Annotated in this window: 22 protein-coding genes and 2 tRNA genes; 13 read left to right on the forward strand and 11 right to left on the reverse strand. The window is 41.1% G+C overall.

The genetic code is table 11. The features are described from left to right. The first annotated feature begins 169 nt into the window (after positions 1–169). Genes BLT94_RS02040 through BLT94_RS02055 form a run of 4 tightly spaced genes read left to right on the forward strand, consistent with a single transcriptional unit; the run spans position 170 to position 3,392 of the window. Positions 170–379: a DUF4911 domain-containing protein gene (locus tag BLT94_RS02040; RefSeq protein ID WP_092229916.1), complete on the forward strand. Its 210-nt coding sequence runs from the start codon at positions 170–172 to the stop codon at positions 377–379. Beyond that, the gene (gene miaB, locus BLT94_RS02045) at positions 369–1,739 is read left to right on the forward strand and encodes a tRNA (N6-isopentenyl adenosine(37)-C2)-methylthiotransferase MiaB (RefSeq protein ID WP_092229918.1); all 1,371 of its coding nucleotides are present in this window, start codon (positions 369–371) and stop codon (positions 1,737–1,739) included. Before BLT94_RS02040 ends, miaB begins: the two co-directional genes overlap by 11 nt. Continuing rightward, positions 1,736–2,617, forward strand: a complete 882-nt coding sequence (gene map / locus BLT94_RS02050; RefSeq protein ID WP_092229920.1) for a type I methionyl aminopeptidase — start codon at positions 1,736–1,738, stop codon at positions 2,615–2,617. The genes miaB and map overlap by 4 nt, the downstream gene beginning before the upstream one ends. Further along, a complete protein-coding gene (locus BLT94_RS02055; protein ID WP_092229923.1) occupies positions 2,607–3,392 on the forward strand; it encodes a lysophospholipid acyltransferase family protein in 786 nt (261 codons plus the stop codon). The genes map and BLT94_RS02055 overlap by 11 nt, the downstream gene beginning before the upstream one ends. Positions 3,393–3,425: 33 nt before the next feature. Here BLT94_RS02055 and BLT94_RS02060 read toward each other — a convergent pair whose 3' ends face one another. The 9 genes from BLT94_RS02060 to BLT94_RS02095 are packed head-to-tail and all read right to left on the reverse strand — an operon-like array spanning position 3,426 to position 11,796. After that, positions 3,426–5,057, reverse strand: coding sequence for a B12-binding domain-containing radical SAM protein (locus BLT94_RS02060; protein ID WP_092229925.1), 1,632 nt, complete (start codon positions 5,055–5,057; stop codon positions 3,426–3,428). A gap of 11 nt (positions 5,058–5,068) precedes the next feature. Further along, positions 5,069–6,238 carry an MFS transporter gene (locus BLT94_RS02065; protein ID WP_092229927.1) on the reverse strand — a complete coding sequence of 390 codons (1,170 nt, stop codon included), beginning with the start codon at positions 6,236–6,238 and terminating at the stop codon, positions 5,069–5,071. Positions 6,239–6,243: 5 nt separating this feature from the next. Beyond that, positions 6,244–6,369, reverse strand: a complete 126-nt coding sequence (locus BLT94_RS22480; protein ID WP_281243334.1) for a hypothetical protein — start codon at positions 6,367–6,369, stop codon at positions 6,244–6,246. Positions 6,370–6,391: 22 nt separating this feature from the next. Next, the gene (gene rpe / locus BLT94_RS02070; protein ID WP_092229929.1) at positions 6,392–7,042 is read right to left on the reverse strand and encodes a ribulose-phosphate 3-epimerase; all 651 of its coding nucleotides are present in this window, start codon (positions 7,040–7,042) and stop codon (positions 6,392–6,394) included. After that, positions 6,982–8,037: a PASTA domain-containing protein gene (locus BLT94_RS02075; RefSeq protein WP_092229931.1), complete on the reverse strand. Its 1,056-nt coding sequence runs from the start codon at positions 8,035–8,037 to the stop codon at positions 6,982–6,984. The genes rpe and BLT94_RS02075 overlap by 61 nt, the downstream gene beginning before the upstream one ends. Further along, positions 8,038–9,396 (reverse strand): 16S rRNA (cytosine(967)-C(5))-methyltransferase RsmB, encoded by a 1,359-nt coding sequence (gene rsmB, locus BLT94_RS02080; protein ID WP_092229933.1) that lies wholly within the window; start codon positions 9,394–9,396, stop codon positions 8,038–8,040. It abuts the gene before it with no gap. Continuing rightward, entirely contained in the window at positions 9,397–10,344 is a 948-nt protein-coding gene (gene fmt, locus BLT94_RS02085; protein ID WP_092229935.1) for a methionyl-tRNA formyltransferase, read from the reverse strand. Beyond that, positions 10,341–10,865 (reverse strand): peptide deformylase, encoded by a 525-nt coding sequence (gene def, locus BLT94_RS02090; protein WP_092229937.1) that lies wholly within the window; start codon positions 10,863–10,865, stop codon positions 10,341–10,343. The genes fmt and def overlap by 4 nt, the downstream gene beginning before the upstream one ends. Continuing rightward, positions 10,852–11,796, reverse strand: coding sequence for a bifunctional riboflavin kinase/FAD synthetase (locus BLT94_RS02095; RefSeq protein WP_014957001.1), 945 nt, complete (start codon positions 11,794–11,796; stop codon positions 10,852–10,854). Before BLT94_RS02095 ends, def begins: the two co-directional genes overlap by 14 nt. 121 nt (positions 11,797–11,917) lie before the next feature. Here BLT94_RS02095 and BLT94_RS02100 point away from each other — a divergent pair. Both BLT94_RS02100 and BLT94_RS02105 read left to right on the forward strand, forming a co-directional pair. Beyond that, positions 11,918–12,004 (forward strand) — tRNA-Leu (locus tag BLT94_RS02100). A 22-nt stretch (positions 12,005–12,026) separates the two neighbouring features. Next, positions 12,027–12,111: transfer RNA gene (locus BLT94_RS02105), tRNA-Leu, on the forward strand. Positions 12,112–12,163: 52 nt separating this feature from the next. Here the strand turns inward: BLT94_RS02105 and BLT94_RS02110 are convergent. Then, a complete protein-coding gene (locus BLT94_RS02110) occupies positions 12,164–12,418 on the reverse strand; it encodes a tyrosine-type recombinase/integrase (RefSeq protein WP_245742905.1) in 255 nt (84 codons plus the stop codon). 45 nt (positions 12,419–12,463) lie between these two features. On the opposite strand from BLT94_RS02110, the gene BLT94_RS02115 reads away from it, so the two are divergent. The 4 genes from BLT94_RS02115 (at position 12,464) to BLT94_RS22625 (ending at position 14,558) form a co-directional block, all read left to right on the forward strand. Next, the gene (locus tag BLT94_RS02115; RefSeq protein WP_092229939.1) at positions 12,464–13,051 is read left to right on the forward strand and encodes a hypothetical protein; all 588 of its coding nucleotides are present in this window, start codon (positions 12,464–12,466) and stop codon (positions 13,049–13,051) included. Between the two features lie 287 nt (positions 13,052–13,338). Further along, on the forward strand, positions 13,339–14,184 hold the full coding sequence (locus tag BLT94_RS02120) for a pirin family protein (protein WP_092229941.1): 846 nt from the start codon (positions 13,339–13,341) through the stop codon (positions 14,182–14,184). A gap of 52 nt (positions 14,185–14,236) precedes the next feature. After that, positions 14,237–14,461 carry an aldo/keto reductase gene (locus tag BLT94_RS02125; protein WP_139168966.1) on the forward strand — a complete coding sequence of 75 codons (225 nt, stop codon included), beginning with the start codon at positions 14,237–14,239 and terminating at the stop codon, positions 14,459–14,461. After that, complete coding sequence (locus BLT94_RS22625) at positions 14,451–14,558, forward strand: 4Fe-4S binding protein (RefSeq protein ID WP_175530244.1); 108 nt, start codon at positions 14,451–14,453, stop codon at positions 14,556–14,558. Before BLT94_RS02125 ends, BLT94_RS22625 begins: the two co-directional genes overlap by 11 nt. 265 nt (positions 14,559–14,823) lie before the next feature. On the opposite strand, the gene BLT94_RS02135 is transcribed toward BLT94_RS22625, so the two are convergent. Beyond that, complete coding sequence (locus tag BLT94_RS02135) at positions 14,824–15,423, reverse strand: LbetaH domain-containing protein (RefSeq protein ID WP_014958237.1); 600 nt, start codon at positions 15,421–15,423, stop codon at positions 14,824–14,826. A gap of 280 nt (positions 15,424–15,703) precedes the next feature. Between BLT94_RS02135 and BLT94_RS02140 the strand changes: the two genes are divergently transcribed. Genes BLT94_RS02140 through brxC form a run of 3 tightly spaced genes read left to right on the forward strand, consistent with a single transcriptional unit; the run spans position 15,704 to position 20,545 of the window. Beyond that, on the forward strand, positions 15,704–16,339 hold the full coding sequence (locus tag BLT94_RS02140; protein ID WP_092229945.1) for a DUF1819 family protein: 636 nt from the start codon (positions 15,704–15,706) through the stop codon (positions 16,337–16,339). After that, positions 16,336–16,947 carry a DUF1788 domain-containing protein gene (locus BLT94_RS02145; protein WP_014958235.1) on the forward strand — a complete coding sequence of 204 codons (612 nt, stop codon included), beginning with the start codon at positions 16,336–16,338 and terminating at the stop codon, positions 16,945–16,947. Before BLT94_RS02140 ends, BLT94_RS02145 begins: the two co-directional genes overlap by 4 nt. Before the next feature lie 16 nt (positions 16,948–16,963). Beyond that, complete coding sequence (gene brxC, locus BLT94_RS02150; protein ID WP_092229947.1) at positions 16,964–20,545, forward strand: BREX system P-loop protein BrxC; 3,582 nt, start codon at positions 16,964–16,966, stop codon at positions 20,543–20,545. Positions 20,546–20,560: the final 15 nt, after the last annotated feature.

The raw sequence follows: 20,560 nt of genomic DNA on the forward strand, positions 1-20,560 counted from the left end.
AAACCATTAGAAAGTCAATTTGATATAAAAATTTCATCAATTAATAAAGTTTAAAAATGAAACATTTAGTGGTATAGCGTAAACTTGATCTGGTTTGTATTAATTATGTTAAGTTCGTAAAAATAGTGATATATTAACAAGTTTTAAAAGAAAATAAGAGTGGGAAAATATGAAAACGGTTCATAAAGAGTATATGGTTGATAAAACCAAAATAGGATTTATCCGGTTTGTTTTAGAAGCCCATGAAGGTGTGGCAATTGCCACAACCCTGGATTCTCAAAAAGGTCATATAAGGCTTGCCATTGCACCTGAGCGCATGGAGTCAGCCCAAATGATCGTTGAAGATTTAAAAAAGGATTTTTTGTTTAATGAAGTATAGCGGATATGCATATGTTTATACAATTGGCTGCCAGATGAATGTTTATGATTCTGAAAAATTGGCCTTGATACTTAGTTCTTACGGGTTTGAAAAAACCGATGATATGGATAAAGCCGATATTGTGGTTTGCAATACCTGTTCGATCCGGCACAAGGCAGAAGAAAAAGCGTTTAGTTTTTTGGGCAGGTTTGCCAAAATCAAAAAGAAAAAACCACATCTGATAACTGTCATGGCCGGATGTGTGGCTCAGCAGGAGGGTAAAAAAGCTTTTGAGCGAATTCCGCATCTTGATATAGTTTTAGGCACTCAGGCATTTTCAAGGTTTGGCAAGCATATTGATGCGGTTAAATCCGGTAAGCTGAGAGTGGTGGACATTGAAGACTCGTCAATGATTTATGAAGCCATGCCGGACAGCACCTGTTTTGATGAAAATAAAATTTCCAGGTTTGTCACTATTATGCAGGGGTGTGAAAATTTTTGTACCTATTGTGTGGTTCCCTATGTCCGGGGCAGGGAAAGAAGCCGTGATCCGGAAAAAATTGTGGAAGAGATAACCTTGCTTGCCGAATCAGGTGTCAGGGAAGTCACTCTTTTGGGACAAAATGTCAATTCTTACGGACAAAAAGAAGGCGGAATCTCTTTTCCTCAACTTCTGGCCAGGATCAATGAAATCAACGGAATTTATCGGATACGATTTGCCACGTCACACCCAAAGGATCTTTCCATGGACTTGATTTATGCAATCCGTGATCTTGATAAAGTTTGCAACCATCTTCATCTGCCTGTACAGTCGGGTTCAAATCAGGTTTTAAAAAAAATGAACCGGGGGTATACACGGGAAAAATATATTAACAGGATTTATGACCTGAAAAAGCAATGTCCTGATATTGCTCTTTCAACGGATATGATTGTCGGGTTTCCTTCGGAAAGTAAAAATGATTTTTATGATACAATGAATTTGCTGCGTGAGATTGAATTTGATTCCATATTCGCGTTTGCGTATTCAAACCGTTCATCCGCACCTGCCGCCAAGTTTCCCAATCAGATTGACGAGAAAGAAAAACTTGACAGATTAAATCAGTTGTTGGCATTACAAGAGCAGTATACTGAAAAAAAGAACAAAGACTTGGTCGGCAAGGTATTGGAAGTCCTTGTTGAGGGAAAAAGCGGAAAAAAACGGGACGGGTTTGAACAAATCGGTAAAAATCTGGAACAGATGACCGGAAGAAGTGAGTCCAATAAAATCGTGCATTTTCCATCCGAACATGCCAAAATAGGCGATAGGATCAATATTAGAATTAAAGATGCTTATCCCCATTCATTATGGGGACATCCTGTTGGAGATTGTGAGTATAGATGAAAAAAAAAGCTGTAAAAATCGGAAGAAATGCCCTTTGCCCATGTGGAAGCGGAAAAAAATATAAAAACTGCTGCCGAAATAAAAAAATGGAAATAAGCATAAGAGAAGAATACAAACAAAGATATGATATCACTTTAAAAGAACCCCACCAGATAGAAGGCATTAAAAAATGTGGTGACCTTTTAATATCTATTCTCAATAAGGTTGAGAAAATTATAAAACCAGGACTCAAGACAGACGATATCAATACCCTGGTTCATGAGGAAACCATTAAGGCAGGTGCAATTCCGGCACCGTTAAATTACCGGGGTTTTCCGAAAAGTGTCTGTGTTTCGGTCAATGACGTCATCTGCCACGGCATTCCCGGAGATCGTGTTTTAAAAGATGGTGATATTGTCAATGTGGATATAACCCCGATATTGGACGGGTATTATGCTGATGCCAGTAAAACATTTTTTGTGGGAACACCAACTGAACAAGGAAAAAAAATCGTCAATGTTGCAGCCCAGTCTTTGAAAAGAGGGATTGAAATTATTGCTCCGGGAGCTACACTGGGGGATATTGGTCATGCCATCCAAAGCTATGCAGAGGCTCAGAGCTGTTCCGTGGTTCGAGAGTTTGTCGGTCACGGTGTGGGCATTGATTTTCATGAGCAGCCCCAGGTTCTTCATTTCGGAAGAAGGGGAAAGGGTCTTGCCCTGGTTCCGGGTATGGTCATTACCATTGAACCCATGATTAATCTGGGCAAAAGAGATCTCCATGTGCTTGAAGACCGGTGGACGGCCGTTACCAATGACGGTTCCTTGTCTGCCCAGTTTGAACAGACCATAGTTGTAACTGAAACAGGATGGGAAAGTCTTACGCCTTATGAGCTTTAAAAGTCTGGGAACTGCCTTTTTTTCATATGCATATATCGCATTTGTTGGTTTAAGTTCTGTTATAATGTTTATGGTTGCCTGTTTGATTAGATTGCTGACGCAGGCTTTTGACAGAAGACTTGTTTTGTTAAATCTTTTTTCATCTTTCTGGGGTTCCTTGTATCTGTGGTGCATGCCCATATGGTCTGTTAAAATAACGGGCCGGCAGAAGATGGATATGAAAAATAGTTATGTCATTGTATCCAACCATCAGTCGCAACTGGATATTCTTGTGGCATATCGGCTTTTTTATCCATTTAGATGGGTTTCCAAGGCCGAGGTGTTTCAACTGCCGTTTATCGGCTGGAACATGGTATTGAACGGGTATGTGAAATTGAGGCGGGGAGATAAAGACAGTGTCCGTCAGATGATGGATCAGTGTGAAAAATTGCTGAAACAAAATATTTCCATCATCTTGTTTCCTGAAGGAACCCGTTCAAAAACCGGGCGGGTAAAACCCTTTAAACCGGGTGCGTTTATTCTTGCAAAAAAAATGAAAAAATCCATTCTTCCTCTGGTGATTAACAATACAAAGAATGCCTTGCCAAAACATTCTTTAATGATTCAGGGCAAGCAATGGATGGAGATCAGAGTGTTGGATGAAATACCTTTCTCAACCTTTGAGCATATGGAGATTGATGATATTGCAAAGATGGTACAAAAGATGATCAGCTCCCATGTCAAAGAACACATTGCCCTTGAACAGGAAAAATACATTGGCATACCAGCGAACTGATCTAAAATAGAAATCTTGCCCGGTGTTTCCTGCTTATTTTACACCGGCAACCGTAAGGGTTTTGATTCTTTCAATAAACTGCTGTGTCAAGCTGCTGTCGGCAGTATGGGTATAAATTTTTCCACCGGCATCAATACCCCTGATTTTACCATCCTGCAAAAACCATTGAAGCAGTTTTTGCGATACGGTCTGTCGGTCAAAAGACAGATCTGTCTTTGAGTCGCAAAAAGGTTCCGGCTCAGGTATGTTCCCTGTTGTATCCTTCAGATGTTTCATAAAATTTATAATTCTTGAAAGCCTTAACAGGGTAAGGGCTTCTATTCTTGATGTTGTGTCATTCAACGGCAGTGCCGTAGACCGCATCAGGCTAAAGCTTTTGGGCAGGATTTTTTTGTCCTTGCAAAGCTGGTAATCCAGACTTCCTGGTGCCGGATAATAAACAGAGAGTCCGGCCAGGGTTCTTTTTTGCGCCAGGTATAACAGATCTTCAAGAGAACTTTGTGCGGTCTGATCCGGTGCTGCGGCAATAATATATGAGACACATTCCAGACCATACTTTTGGGCAAGGTCAAGAGCGTTTTCAAAGGATGCTCTTACATCCCGGCGCCTGAATTTTTTCAATTGTTCTTTTGATGTTGATCCCAGAGAAAGATTAAGGTTTTTAAACCCCGCTTGTTTCATCAAAGAGACGGTTTCCTCATCAATGGCAGGAGGGTACAGGCCGTTCATAGCCCGAAGTTCGATATTTTTTTCTGCAACCAGGTGTTTTATTTTTGAGAAAAGCTCAACAAACCATTGTTTGTTCAGGCATAAATTTTCATCTTCAAAATCCATAAACCCGACATCATGATTTTTTGTCTGCATTTCAAGCTCTTTGATCACATCCTCAACGGTTCTTTGCCGGAAGGGGGCATGGGAGGATGCAGCGGATACGGAACAATAGGAACACTGCATAGGGCATCCCCTGCTTGAAACAACAATCGTTGCCCGCCTGTTTTTTCTTTGGTAAAAATTATAATTGATCAGGTTCATGGCAGGGACAGGAAGGCTGTTAAGGTTTTTCATCCAGGATGGGGGTGATATGAACACGGAATTATCCTTTTTAAAGGCAATTCCCGGGATTTGTTCTAAATCTGAATTGGTTTTTAACGCTTCACACAGCAGGCCCATGCTGGTTTCACCTTCTCCTTGCAGCACAAAATCAACAGCGCTGCAATTTAATGTTTTTTCAGGAAACATTGTGGGATGATGACCGCCCAATACGATTTTGCACTGCGGATAAAACTTTTTAATAATTTGAGCCGTTTTTAACGCCTGGTTGCAATAGGCTGTAAACAAAGATGAGATGCCAACTAAAAAGGGTTCTTTTTCCCTGATTTTTGTTCCGATATGTTCATAAGAGTATCCAAAATGCCTGAATTCATGGAACAGGGAAAACGCGGATACATCCTTTTGTCCATAAAAAGGTTTAAGATAGGAAAACTCTTCAGGATATTCAATTGTTTTTGATTTGCCGGTTGCAAGGGCATCAAGGATTTCAACATCAAATCCTCTTTTTTTGATACAGGCTGCAATGGAGGCAAGTCCGTAGGGCAGGGTTCTTTTTTTGGTCAGATAAAAATCTTCTATGGGCGGTTGAACCAGAATAACTTTTGATGGATTCATATCAAACCCGTCTATTTAACCTTTGGAAATTTAAGAATGAAAATCAGGGTTACAACAGGGATAAATGCTGAATAAAAAAGAACATTTTCAAGGCCGTAAATATCGGCCAGTTTGCCGACTATAGGCGACAATGCACCACCAAGGCCATATGCAAAACCCATCATCAGGCTTGATACCATGGACCTGGATTTGGGGGCTAATTTTTGCGCCATTACCACTCCAAGGGGAAGTGATGCCAGAACCGCAAATCCGGCAAGAAAAGATCCGAGATAAACAAACTGGCCCGGAAGATAAAGATATAATAAAAGGGCCGGGGTCATAAAGGCATGGGAAACAAAAAAGATTTTTTTAAAATCCGTTCTGTCGGCCATCCAGCCTGCCAAAAGGCCGCTGAAAGTGCCTGCCAGAATAAACAGAGAAAAAATCAATCCCACGGAAACAAGATTATGGCCTTTGTCAGTCAGGTAAATGGGCATAAAGGTCATAAATGTTTGCCCGGTTACCGCCCGAAGAACCATCACCAGCCATATCAGGAAAATGGATTTGTATACTTTGCCAAGGGTATCTTTAATAGATCCGAAAAATCCCAGATGGGAAAGGTTCTCGCTGACGGGAACCGGCAGGTATTTGATACAGAAAAGCAGGGCAAGCGCTCCTAAAACAAGAGTGTAGGGCATTTGTTCAAGGCCGAATTGACCCACATACCAAGTGATAAATACCGGGCCCAGTGCAAAGGCAAGGATTCCTCCTGTGTTGTAAATGGACAGGCAGAATCCTGTGCGGTTGCCGGCATATAAGGGCACCATGCCTGTTGTGGCTGGATGAAAAATTGATGACCCGATTGACCCTATGCAAAGAACCGTCATCAGTACCCAGAAATTTGGGGCAATGCCTGAAAACGGGATAAAGAAAAAGGCTAAAAAGAGTCCTGCAAGCACAAAGCTTCTGGTTTCATACCTGTCCGCAAGATATCCGGTTACAGGTTGTACAATAAAAGAAAGAAGCCTTATCATTCCGGTTATCAACCCGACCTGGGCAAGGGTTAAATCCAGCTTGTCAACAAAAGCAGGCAATAACGGGGCAAAAAAGGAAGAATAAAAATCACCGGCAAAATGAATCAGGGTTAAGACAAAAATAATATTGTAATTAACCGTGTTATCATTGGATTTGATTTGGGTCATGGCGGCTAATGTTTTGTTCTGTTGATCGAGGCCTGAATCCAGCCCTCATGTTTAACAAATTGATCACAAAGACGATAGACTGCATAACAGGTTTTTAAAAGGCTTTGTGCATGGGTTGTGATTTTCTTCATTTTTATCCTTCACATATTCCGGTTACATATTCAGGCGTAAATTTGATATGGCTTTTGTGTAATCTTCAGTGTTGAAGATTGCAGATCCTGCAACAAAAGAGGTGGCACCTGCCTTGGAAACTTTGTTAATGGTCTCTTTGTTGATTCCGCCATCCACCTGGATTATGGCCGTGGAATTTTTTTCTTTAAGCATGTTTGACAAGGCTTTTATTTTTTCAACACTGGATTCAATAAATTTTTGACCGCCAAATCCGGGATTCACGCTCATGATCAAAACAAAATCCAGCTGATCCACAACCCATTCAATTGAAGACAGAGGAGTTGCAGGATTTAATGCCACACCTGCCTTTACACCGAAGCTTTTGATCAGCTGAAGACTTCTGTGAAGATGAGTGCAGGCTTCGGCATGAACGGAAATGTAATGGGCTCCTGCTTTGGCAAACTCAGGGATGATCAAATCCGGTTTTTCAATCATTAGATGCACGTCAAGTACCAGATCCGAAGCTCGTTCGCATGCCTTGACAATGATTGGGCCATAGGTGATGTTGGGTACAAATTGTCCATCCATGACATCAATATGTATCCAGTCTGCACCGGCTTTTTTAATTTGGATTAATTCGTCACCCAGTCGGGTGAAATCGGCTGATAAAATTGAAGGGGCGATGATTCCCATAAGATACTGTCTCCTGCGTCAATGTCCTCTTTCCAAGGATCAATAATAATTGTTTTTTCAAGGGTTTGATCAATAAATATGTTCACCCTGGTTTTAATTGCCGGGGGAACTAAAATATTAATGTCTTCACCTGGTTTCATATATTCATTGTAAAGATTTATTATAGGTCCGAACATGTCGGTTTCAACCCTGACATGCTGTTTTAATATGCCGGGACTCAGAGAATGGGTCAAAAGGATAAGGCTGTTTAATTTGTCCGGTGACATATGCCTGCCTTTTTCCAGAGCGTTGACAAAAAGGGTTATGGGCGTATTTTCAGTCACATGGCTGCCGGCGTGTGGGGTTGAAGATAAAATAATCCCCCAATCCTGATGAGGATCCACGTTTGATATGATTTGAGAAATATCAAGATGAAGATTTTCAATGACAGCCGATGCTTTTTCAAGACGTAATCGTGTTATGTCCGGCATGATCACGGCCACAGGATTGATACCCCGGCTGACCAGCAGATCACAGGAAGAGCCTTTCAAAGCCGTGGAAAAAGGTTCCGGATAATGTGCAATGACACATTTGTTTTTGGTTTTTACAGAATATGTAAAAGAGACATGCCCTTTTTTAAATTCGTTTTTTTCAAGAAGGATCATGGCCTGTTCAAGTGGGATTTGCCTTAAATCCGGAATAATATTTTCTTTTGCCCCCTTTGAAATATAAATAATGACATCTCTGCCTTTTTTTATGGTAGACCCCGGCTGAGGGTCCTGGGATATGACAGCATACCTGGGAAAGGCATCATCATACCGGGTGCCGTAAAGTTTTGCATTTAATCCCATGTTGGTGAGGGTTTCCAACACATAAATAATGTTTTTGCCTGTTAATTGGGGCAACACAATTTCATCCGCACTCTGGGTAAAAAGACGTATCGAGTAAAAGCCAATGGTGCCTGCAATGGAAAATGCCAACAGGAAAATAAAACAATATTTTAAAATCAATTTCACTTAAGATCTGGATTTCCTCTTTAAGCGGGCCGCAAAAAAACCATCCATATTGTTTGTGTCGGGATATGTTTTTAAAAATTTGTCCCGGGTCATTAACCTGGAATATTTGTTGGATTTAAAATGGGTATCAATTGAAAAATCTTTTCTTTTATTTAAAAAGTTGTGGATAACCTCTTCATTTTCTTCTCTTTCACACGAACAGACGGCATAGACAAGAATCCCCCCCGGTTTGACGAGATTGGCTGCTGCATTGAGCATTTTTTTTTGTTTTGCCGCAAGCCGTGCAATATCATTTTTTGAGCGCTTCCATTTAGCATCCGGATTCCGCCGCAGTACGCCAAGCCCTGTGCAGGGAGCATCTATCAGGACACGGTCAAAATAAAAGTCAAAATCCTTGATCGAGGTTTTTAGCAAATTTATTGGTTTTGTCCGGATAATCTCAATGCCCAGTTTTTTTGCATCTGATTCAAGGAATTCAAGTTTTTTGGGTTCCACATCCGCTGCGATAATTATCCCCTTGTTTTCCATTAGCTGGGCAATGTGGCCGGTTTTTCCCCCAAGACCGGCACAGGCATCCAGAATTTTTTCTCCGGGTCTGGGCGACAATAACTGTGTGACAATCTGTGCGGCTTCATCCTGGATTTGAAACAATCCAAGTTTAAATGCTTCAAATTCCCGGATGGGTATACTGGGGTTGGTAAAACTGACTCCCTGATCTGCATATTCAGTCAAATCAATGTTTTTTGCGACTAAAGAAAGTTTTTGGGCAAGAGATTGCCTGTCAATTTTCAATGTGTTGGTTCGAAGGGTAATCGGAGGAATCGTATTGATCTGTCGGCAAAGCAAGCTTGATTTTTCAAATCCAAAAGCATGGTTCCATTTTCCTGACAGCCATAAGGGCAAAGAATATTGGATGGAAATAAATTTTGCCGGTTCCGCCTTTGGGTCAGGTAAAGTGATTTTTGAATTGTTTTTTGCCGCATTTCTTAGCACGGCATTAATAAATCCGGCTGTTTTTTTTCCTGAAGTTTTTTTTGCAATATCAACCGCAGTATTAATGGCGGCAAAGGCCGGAATTCTGTCCATGTACAGAATTTGAAATAAAGTTATTCTTAATAGATATAAAGGCGCTGTGTCTATTTTTATCAAGGGAATATTTGAAAAAGCACAAAGGGTATGATCAATAGATTCCCTATGGCGAAGAACACCGAATATCAAGGCATTGCAAAGGTTTTTGTCATTTTTGGAAAGACAGGATATCTCTTCTGAATGGTTTTCCAGGCTTTTGTCAAGGGTCAATGATGCCTTGTGCCAGGAGCATAAAACATTCAAGGCGATGTGTCGGGGATCTTTAATCATCTAAAGATCAAATTTTACAGGCGGATCAATCTTGTGACCGCATAAAAAGTCCATGGCTTTTAATCGTTTTCCGGACGACCCCATCAGTTCAAGAATTGTCAGGCAGCCGTTTCCGGTTGTTACATGGATACCTTCTTTATCGCATTGAAAAATGACTCCTGGCTCATGGTTGACCGGTTTGTCAGATGTCTTGGCGGTATAAATTTTGATCAATTTATTCTCAAGATGGGTGAATGCGCCTGGCCAGGGTGTCATGGCATTGATATGGGCACGGATCTGTCGGTTGGAAAGGTTCCAGTTGATCTTGCCGTCACTTTTTTTGAGCATTTTGACATTCGTGGCCTTTGAGTGATCCTGGGGCATGGGTTTAAGGCGGTTGTCCAAAATGGCATGAATGGTTTTCACAATAAGGTCCGCACCGATTTCCCCCAGCCGGTCATGGATATCCTGGGCAGTATCATGTTCTGATATGGGTGTTTCTGATGTCAGCAGAATATCTCCTGTGTCCATTCCTTTGGCCATAACCATGGTGGTAACCCCGGTGATCTCATCCATATTAAGAATGGATGCCTGGATGGGGGATGCCCCCCTGTATTTGGGTAACAGCGAGGCATGGATGTTTATGGGATATACTTTGGGAATGTCCAAAATTTCCTGTGAAAGGATCTGTCCAAAGGCTGCAACAACAAAAAAATCAGGTTGAAGGGATAAAAGTTTGTCTTTTGCCTCTTGTGTGTTGATTTTTTCGGGTTGAAAAACATCAAGGCCCAGCTCGAGCGCAGCAGTTTTGACAGGGGAGGGTGCAAGTTTTTTTCCTCTGCCCTTGGGCCTGTCCGGTTGCGTGACCACCAGGCTGATATGAAAATCATCCTGTGCCGCCAGGTGCTGCAAAGCCGGAACACTGAAATCAGGTGTTCCCATGTATATGACACGTATTTTTTGTTTCATTTGATTTTCAACTTTTTTGCAAGTTTCTTTTTATACATGGTTCTTTTTAAGATGCTGATTCTGTCAATAAACAGTATACCATCAAGATGATCAATTTCATGCTGCATGATGACGGCAAGAATTCCCTGGGCCTCAAATTCAAGTTGTTTTCCTTCAGTATCAAGAGCCTTAACCGTTACGGTCTCATATCTTTTAACATCAGAGCTATAGTCAAGCACACTTAAACAGGCTTCTTTTTCTGAAATAATGCTGCCCGAAGCTGAAATTATTTCGGGGTTGATCAAGGCTGTAAATTTTTTTTTTGACCCGTCATCTTCCGGATTTGCTGCATTTGAATCATAGACAATAATTCGTTTGTTCACACCAACCTGGGGCGCGGCAAGCCCGACGCCAGGTGCCTCAAACATGGTTTCTCCCATATCCTCGGTTAGTTTTATTATGTCATCGTCAATGGTGCCAACCTTATCTGATGGTTGCAATAGCGATTTTTCAGGATAGGTTAAAATTTTAAGAATGGCCATTTTTCTCTAAAATATCCTTTGCTGTTTCAATGTCTTTTTTAATCTGTTCGGAAAGTTCGTGAATATTGGCAAATTTTTGTTCATCCCTTAACCTTGCAACCATATTGACCCGGATACGGGTATCATAAATGTCATGATTAAAATCAAGGATATGAACCTCAATGGTAAATATATGGTCTCCAAATGTAGGTGAGAAACCAATGTTGGCCACCCCCCAGAAATTGCCTTTTGTTGTTTCCACCGTAACCGCATAGACCCCCAGTTTAGGGCACAACTCATCATGGAGTTTGATATTGGCAGTTGGAAATCCCAGTTGGCTGCCGCCACGTTCGCGACCTTTGATCACTTTACCCCTGATCTGATAGTGCCGGCCAAGATATTTCATGGCCTGGTCAACATTTCCCTGACTGACAATTTCACGTATCCTGGTGCTGCTGATTCTTTCCAGATCCGAATCCGTATTATTTATCCATGGTGAAACAATGGTTTTAAATCCAAGATTGTCTTCTTCTGTTTTTAAAAGATCTACATTACCCAGTCTGTCTTTCCCAAATGAATAGTCCGCGCCAATAATGATAGCTTTCATTCCGATTTTATTCACAAGAAAGTTTTCAATAAAATCATGGGCGGTAATGGCGGCAAACTCCATGTTGAAAGGGATGCACAACAAAACATCTATGCCGCATTGTTCAATAAGTTCAAGCTTTTGGTCACGTCTGGTAATCAAGGGCGGGCCTGAAATTCCCAAAGCTTTTAGCGGGTGAGGATCGAATGTCATGGCAACGGATGTTCCGTTGATCTGTTTTGCTTTTTCTATCACTTGTTGAAAAAGGCTTTGGTGTCCTTTGTGAACACCGTCAAAGTTGCCGATGGTAATGACCGCATTTTTAAACGGGCTGTTAATCTGATCTATATTTTCAATTAATTCCATATTTACCTTTTCTATTTGGAACAATAATCTTGACAAAGCTTTCAAACACATATATATAGCCTAATCATGATTTTTAAGCAATCTTTAATTGCTCGTTTATGTGCAGTATGGAAGGCTTAGAGCCGAAGTGGCGGAATTGGTAGACGCGCTTGTTTCAGGGACAAGTGAGCGAACGCTTGTGGGAGTTCGAATCTCCCCTTCGGCACCAAATCATGTGCTTAAGGGATTAAGCCGAAGTGGTGGAATTGGTAGACACGCTAGACTTAGGATCTAGTGCCGCAAGGCGTGGAAGTTCAAGTCTTCTCTTCGGTACCATAATAAAAACAGAGGTTTAGATGGTTCAATCTAAACCTCTGTTTGCGTTTGGTCAACGATTTGCTAAACTTTTGCCGCTAAAAGTCAACTTTTTTTTATTGACCTTATCTCCATGACTGAATAAAAAAAATTCCATTCTTTTTACAGCTTCAGCCTTTTTTTTTTCATCAACTGTATTGTACCGGTCAAACATTTCCCGGGTAGAGTGCCCGGTTATATCCATGGTCACGGTATCATGGGTGCCGGCCTTTCTCATGTATGTATTGAAGGTATGCCTTAAATCATGTGCTGTGATATGCAGATTCATATAAATTATTTAATCGGCTATGAATTGAAAATGAGATAAATATTAATGAACCATATTTTAGAAATTGCAGAACAAATACAAAAAAAAGCTTGGGGTGTCATTGACGATATAAATATAATTGAATTATGGTCTTCAATTGGCGCAACCATCAATTTGGTAGGTTCACTAAAAACAGGCTTACTGATAAATAATCGGGATATTGATTTTCATATTTATACAAACCCATTTAGGCTTGCTGATAGTTTTTCAGTGATATCCAGACTTGCAGAGAATAAACGCATTAAAACGATTAACTACACAAATCTACTTGAAGCGGAAGACAAATGCATCGAGTGGCATGCTTTTTATGATGATCAAGAAGGGTATTCTTGGCAGATCGATATGATTCACATTTTAAATGAATCCCCCTATGTTGGTCATTTTGAGAATGTGGCTGAACGTATTTCCAAAGTTTTGACACAAGAAACTCGTGAAGCAATTCTCAGAATTAAAAACGATATTCCCATTAGAAAAAAGGTGATGGGAATACAGATATATAAAGCTGTTATTGAAAACGGAATTCGTGATATCGATTCTTTTTGGCAATGGAAACAACAAAATCCAGATGGTGGTATTATCACATGGATACCTTAAACAGAGGGCGGAACAACTCATTTGACTTGGACCGGGAAAGGCTGCGGTCTCTTCGTAATCCACTCCCTCTCTTTCTAATCCCAAGAAAATTTTATCCGCTGCCAAATCATGTATTGCGCATGGGTCTGATTGAATATAAAATGAAGAACTAACCTCAATTCGCTTAACATAAAGTTTCCGCCCCTTTCGTCCTGTCTGATCTTCGGCAACCTGCTTATGGCGGATACCATAACAGTCTCAGAGCAAGAGAGGCCCAAAGTTCTTTAAACAGTAAATGGAGGGGAACCATGCAGGATGTCAGAAAAGTAAAATTGATATTAACCCGTCAACCAACTACAGAGGGGGCAGGGGTTCATCTGAGCCGGGTGTTTGGATACAATGAAGCGCCAACGTTTGACCCCTTTTTGATGCTTGATGATTTTCGGTCCGATACGCCTGAAGATTATCTTAAAGGATTCCCCTGGCACCCCCACCGTGGCATTGAAACCATAACCTATGTTCTTAAGGGGGATGTGGAACATGGGGACAGCTTAGGCAACAAGGGAATCATCTCTTCGGGGGATGTACAGTGGATGACGGCAGGCAGCGGGATTATCCACCAGGAAATGCCGAAAGGCGATAAAAAAGGGGCTATGTATGGATTTCAACTTTGGGCCAACCTGCCCGCATCACAAAAAATGATTTCACCAAAATACCGTGATATTACAGCAGACCAGGTTCCTGAAATAAGTACGCAAAACAATATTAAAATCAAAGTAATTGCAGGAAATATCGCCGGTGTACAAGGCCCAATGGATGACATTGTAATTGATCCTGAATTTCTGGATTGTGCCGTTCCGGCAGGGGAAACCTTTATACATGAAGTTGATCCGACTTATACCGCCTTTATTTATGTGATCGGCGGCAGTGGAACTACAGATAACAAATTTATAGAAAACGGCAATTTGGTTCTTTTTGAAAAAGGGGAATATTTATCAATTACAGCTGCCGATGAAAACCTCAGATTTCTGGTGTTAACAGGTAATCCGCTCAAAGAACCTGTCGCATGGAGAGGCCCTATTGTCATGAACACCCAGGAGGAACTGGCGGTTGCCTTTCAAGAATACCGGGACGGCACATTTATTAAAAAATAATGATGATCCGGCCTGAAAGGTTAACAGTAAAATAAATATAAGGACGAACGTCATGACAAATGGTCCAGAGAACAAAATCAAATTTGCAAAATCAAAATTTTTTCAAAACTCTGATAAAAAGCTTACCCTGGTCGGCCTTGGCGGGGAAGGTATCCTTCGGACAACTGGACAAAAAGACCAGGCACAGGCTGTTATTAAGGAGGCTTATGAACAGGGTATCACCTATTTTGATTCAGCGCGGGTATATATGGACAGTGAAATTTATTATGGAATATAACATTGACGCATGCTTCGGCTGCGGACTTTGTGTAACGAGTTGTCCTGCCGAAGCTATATCAATGGAACTGCGTATGATCCGCATCCGGGAAGAATGATAAGAGACAGCCTGAAACAGTATATACCTCATAATAAATATGATGACACCGCACATAAAATAATACCTGCTTATCATTCTATTTATGAGCTGACTCAACATCTCTTAATGAATAAATTGAACAAAGAGGCAAGAATATTTATATGAAAGTTTTTAAAAATCCAAACAGCGACCTTCATGTTTTGTTGTTGCAACTCAATCTGCCATGACTGTTAGTAGCAGGTGCTGGAAAAGGAAAAGAGATAATTGACTGTAATATCCTTCAATTATTCTTTTAAATCCTTCAAATTTTCTCCCCTGGCAAGTGCCAGATACCCCTCCCGCAAATTATTAGTTGCATTTAAAGAGGCCTGGTGATATCTGGATTCTTTTTTATTCACAGTCCGGAAATAGATAGCATCTGATTTGGAGCGAATTATCGTTCCGGCAGGTATCATGGTGTAGGAAGGAATCGTCACATGCATAATCATTGTGCCAAGGCCAACCCATGTTTCTTTTTTTAAAACGGCATTGTAAACCGTGACCCGAAGTGCGAGAAAACATTCATCTTCGATGGTACACGGTCCGTGGATGATTACACCGTGGGCCAAAGTAACCCGGGACCCTATTTCAACCGAGCTTCCTCCTGAAGCATGAATATTCACCCCGTCATGGATATTTGTTTCAGCGTTTATTGTGACGGGCCAGACCTTACCGTCCGGTCCTGGTTCGTCTGCCCGGATGACAGCCGTTGGACCTACAAAAACATTCTGTGCTATGTGGACATTCCCGACAATTACAGCCGCAGGGTCAATATAGGCAGAAGGATGAATTTGGGGCCTGTCTCCGACTGTATTAGGTCGGATGTTACTGCAGAAATCTACCATAATGATCACTCCTTTCCATATGTGCTTTGCGTTAAGGTTCAATTGATGATCGTTTCCGCTTTCCTATCCTTTATTCCACTTTACATAAAAAGGTCAACAATATAAACATTTTTATTTCTGTGGAAAAGAGGGACGCCCTTAATCAAACTATAAGGGAATAGATATTGACAATTTTGACTTTTTCAGAAAGGATCACCTACGGATTTCAAGTTGTTGAATCAAAGGATGTATCAATTGATTCTGGGTTGCATGTTAGAAAGGGGAATGAAATTTTTTATCAATGGGGTTACATAATAAAAACGGTTCATTACCAAAATATCGAATGTCTTTTACCGTTGGAGGACTGTTTTATCAAGAATCCGTCTCAGCAGCAGAGCTATATTTGAAAATTAAAGACTGGGCAAAAGTCCGGGAAAAAATATTAAAAACCAACCTATTCCAGGCAAGGACAAGCAATTCTCTTGAAAGGATATGCCGTGAAGTACTCTCCCGTCTAAAAAATCTTTCTTCGGAACAATTAAAAATAATTCACGACGGTTCAAGGCAGGAGCAACTCCAGATTCTTTGGATTTCAGTTTGTAAACGGTATGATTTTATCCGTGATTTTGCCGTTGAAGTAATTCGGGAAAAGTTTTTACTCATGAACTATTCTATAACAGACGAAGACTATACTATTTTTTTTGACACCAAAGCTGAATGGCACAAAAATTTGGGAAAGCTCAAAGACTCAACAAAAAAAAAACTCAAACAGGTTCTTTTCAGAATACTCCGGCAAGCGGAGATCACATCAGAGAGGAACATAATACTGCCCGCAATATTAACCAAACGAGTTGCCAGGGCTTTGTTCACTGACAAATCCGGGATATATCTTGTACTGCCGGTCTCAGATACAGATTTCAAGGAGTTGATAAAATGACTGTTGATACGCAAACACAACCAATACCGGAAAGATTCAAACATCTTCAGACACTGATCAGCAGTGATCGATTCTTAAAAAAACAGGGACTTGGAAATGAAGTTCCTTTTTTTATCTGTCCATATCGACCTTCCGAAGCTGTTGAAATGGAAAGGATGCTAAAACAGTTGACCAACAAATTGTCACAAACCGGCGTTCAGGTTCTGGAGATCAATTTATATGACATATCTGTTGAGATCTTGAAAGAAAATGGTGACTGGGAATGGTATCTGGAAGAAGAGTCCAAGATGACCAAAGATGAGTTAAAAGAAGAGTTACAGTCCATTCTGGATATTGAAACCGTGTTGGTGCCTGCAATCGCAAAAACCATAACAGAACAAGACCACGATGTTGTTTTTATGTCCGGTGCAGGTGAAGTATACCCCTATATCCGGTCTCATAATGTTTTGAATAATTTGCAAAGCACAGTCAAGAACCACCCCATGGTCATGTTTTTTCCGGGGGAATATACCCATTCACTGGAATCAGGCGCATCCCTGGACCTGTTTGGCAGGCTGCACGATGACAAATACTATAGAGCATTCAATATATATCACTGCGAGATTTGATTTAAGGAACTTGAAAATGGCATTAAAAACCATATTTGAAAAACCGGTAGACAGATCCATAGAAGGTGTCATTAAGGCAGATGATCAAGCAAGCCTGCGTCTTGAAGTTGAAGAATATGTTTTAACCAATGAAGTTGAAAAGCGCCTGGAATCCTTTCTTGACGCATATAACAACTATGACGGAGCAAATGGCGTATGGATATCCGGTTTCTTTGGGTCCGGCAAGTCCCATCTGCTGAAGATACTGGCCTTGCTTATGGAAAACCGTGAGGTTGAAGGGGCAAAAGTACTGGACATTATACTTCCCAAATGCGGCGATAATCAGATCCTTAAAGGTGACCTGAAAAAAGCTGTCAGCATTCCTTCAAAAAGCATCCTGTTCAATATTGATCAAAAGGCGGATGTGATCAGCAAGACTCAAATAGATGCGCTGGTGGCGGTATTTGTAAAAGTATTTGACGAATCCTGCGGATATTATGGGAAACAGGCCTATATTGCCCAGTTTGAAAGAGAACTTGACCGGGACAACCTGCTGGATAAATTTAAAGATGCCTTTAAAACAGCGTCCTCAAAAGACTGGGAATGGGGAAGGATGAGGGCCAAACGTGTGGCAGCCCATATTGACGAAGCATACCAGTGCGTAACCGGTCAAGAGGTCACGGCTATACTTGATAAATATCGAAGTGATTACAGTCTGTCCATTGAAGACTTTGCCGAACAGGTTAACAGCTATATTGAAACGCAGGAAACCAATTTCCGGTTAAACTTCTTTGTGGATGAAGTCGGCCAATATGTTGCGGACAATGTCAAGCTGATGACCAATCTTCAGACCATAGCAGAAAGCCTTGCAACCAAAAGCCGTGGGCGAGCCTGGATAATTGTGACGGCTCAGGAGGACATGAATACACTTGTCGGTGAAATGAACAAGCAGCAGAGCAACGACTTTTCAAAAATCCAGGCCAGATTTGAGAACAGGATGAAACTGACCAGTGCGGATGTGGCTGAAGTTATCCGGAAGCGGTTGCTGCAAAAAAATGATACCGGGATTCATAAACTGTCCAAAGTGTATGATGATCAGGTTAATAATTTAAAAACCCTGTTTGATTTTGCAGACGGTGCCCAGCTATACAGAAATTTTAAAGATCAGGACCACTTTATCCATACATATCCTTTTATACCGTATCAGTTCATCTTATTTCAGACAGCCATCCAGAATCTGTCCATGCACAACGCCTTTGAAGGAAAGCACAGGTCTGTTGGAGAACGGTCTATGCTCGGGGTTTTTCAGCAGGTGGCGGTTCACATTTCAGACTATGAAGTGGGCCGGCTTGCCACATTTGATCTCATGTTTGAAGGAATCAGAAGTGCCTTAAAAGCCCAGATCCAAAGATCCATACAGCTTGCTGAAAGACATCTGGACAATAAATTTGCAGTACAGGTTCTCAAGGCACTGTTTCTTGTAAAATATATTAAAGAATTCAGGGCCACACAAAGAAACCTTATGGTTCTGATGCTGGATGAATTTAACAAGGACATGGGGCATTTGAACAAGAACCTGACTGAAGCATTGAACCTTCTTGAGCAGCAGACATATATCCGGAGAAACGGCCAGGTATTTGAATTTTTGACAGATGAAGAAAAGGATGTTGAAGAAGAAATAAAAAACACAGACATTGAAGCCTCTGCTGTAGATGACCACCTGTATAAAATCGTTTTTGACACCATCATAAAGCTGCGAAAAATACGATATGACCAAAATGGCCAGGACTATCCATTTTCAAGAAAGATGGATGACAAGCTGTTTGGACGGGAACATGAACTGAGCGTCCATGTCATAAGCCCCTTTAATGAGAATGCAGACAATGAACAAGTCCTGAAAATGCAGTCGGCCGGAAGAGATGAGCTTCTGGTGATTATGCCCCCGGATGAACGCATGATGCGTGATCTTCTGATGTATGAAAGAACCAATAAATATATCCGCCAAAACATCTCCACCACCCAGCAAGAATCCATCAAAAGAATCTTAACAGACAAAACTTTACAGAACCAGGAACGGTATAACGATCTTAAACAGCATATTGAAAACCTTCTTGGTAAAGCAAAATTGTTTATCAATGCCAATCTGGTTGATATCGGCGGTACAGATCCGCAGGCAAGAATCATAAAAGGATTCCATGACCTGATTGTCAGGACTTACCCGAATCTCAAGATGCTTAAAGATTTTACCTATACTGAAAGCTATGTTACCAAATGCCTGAAGGACAGCGGGAATCTGTTTGGTGATGATGTAACGCTTCTCAGTGAAGCAGAACAGGAGATGCTGTCATTTGTTAAAGCCAACAAAAAAAACGGTATCAGAACCACGGTCAAAAGCCTTATTGAACGGTTTGGGAAAAAATCCTACGGCTGGTATTATGCCGCTGTTTTGTGCATCGCAGCCAAACTCTGTGCAGCAGGAAAGGTGGAGTTGAATTTTGACAGTAATATCCTTGAAGATGACCAGCTTGAAAAAGCATTGTTAAATACCCATGTCCATTCAAACCTGATCATTGAACCTTTAAATGATTTTACCGCAGCCCAGATCCGCAGCCTGAAACAATTTTACGAAGAATTCTTTGACAGCCCCACATCCTCTACAGAAGCAAAGGCGCTTGGCAAAGAAACAGCAGAAGCCATTAAAGAAAAGATTGAAGCACTGTCACAGCTTGCTGCTGAACGCCATAAATATCCGTTCCTGGCCGGGTTGGAGAAAATTACAGCAATACTCAAAGAACTCAAGGCAAAACCCTATACTTTCTTTTTAACCGATTTGCACAAAATTGAAGACAGCCTGCTGGATATGAAAGAAGATGTAGTTGATCCTATTCAAAGGTTCATGAATGGCCCCTTGAAAACGATCTATGATGATGCCGTCAATTTTTTAAAGCGCCAGGAGCATAATTTTTCTTATATTGACGGGGATGAATCCGGCCAGATTCTTGACATATTAAAGGATAGCAGTTGTTACAAAAACAATAAGATGAGCCGGGTTAAATCCCTGGTTGAAACAGTGTCTGATAAATTGGATGAAAAACTTAAAACAACCAGACAGGTGGCAATTGACAAGATCAATAGCCTGCTCAATAAAATGATCGGCATGGAAGATTTTATACGCTTGTCTGCCAGCCTTCAGGATGAGTTGAAAAAACCTTTTGAAACACAACTTGAGACACTGCAGGATCAGACCCTGATCGCCATGATCAGTGACGCCCTGCGCCGGTTTGAAGATGATGAATACAATAACATCTTAAGCAAGCTGAGTTACCTTGGCCGACCGAAACCGGCATCACCTGAACCCAAACCGTCCAAATCAGATCAAACAGACTATGAAACCTCTATTGAAGACAGTTGCCTTGGAAAAGGAAAAATAAAAGAAGGGCAGGCAAAGCCAAAAGAAAAAGAAAATGAACCTGTCAAAGAAGTGGTGGGTATCAAAAAAATTGAAGTGAATTATTCCAAAGCCTGGATTGAAAATGAATTTGAAGTAGAAGACTATTTGTCCGTACTCAAAAAAGCCATTATCCGGGAAATAAACGCTGGAAAACGTGTACAGGTTTGACACGAATTTAATAGC

The sequence above is a fragment of the Desulfobacula phenolica genome (assembly GCF_900105645.1).
Taxonomy (GTDB): Bacteria; Desulfobacterota; Desulfobacteria; order Desulfobacterales; family Desulfobacteraceae; genus Desulfobacula; species Desulfobacula toluolica.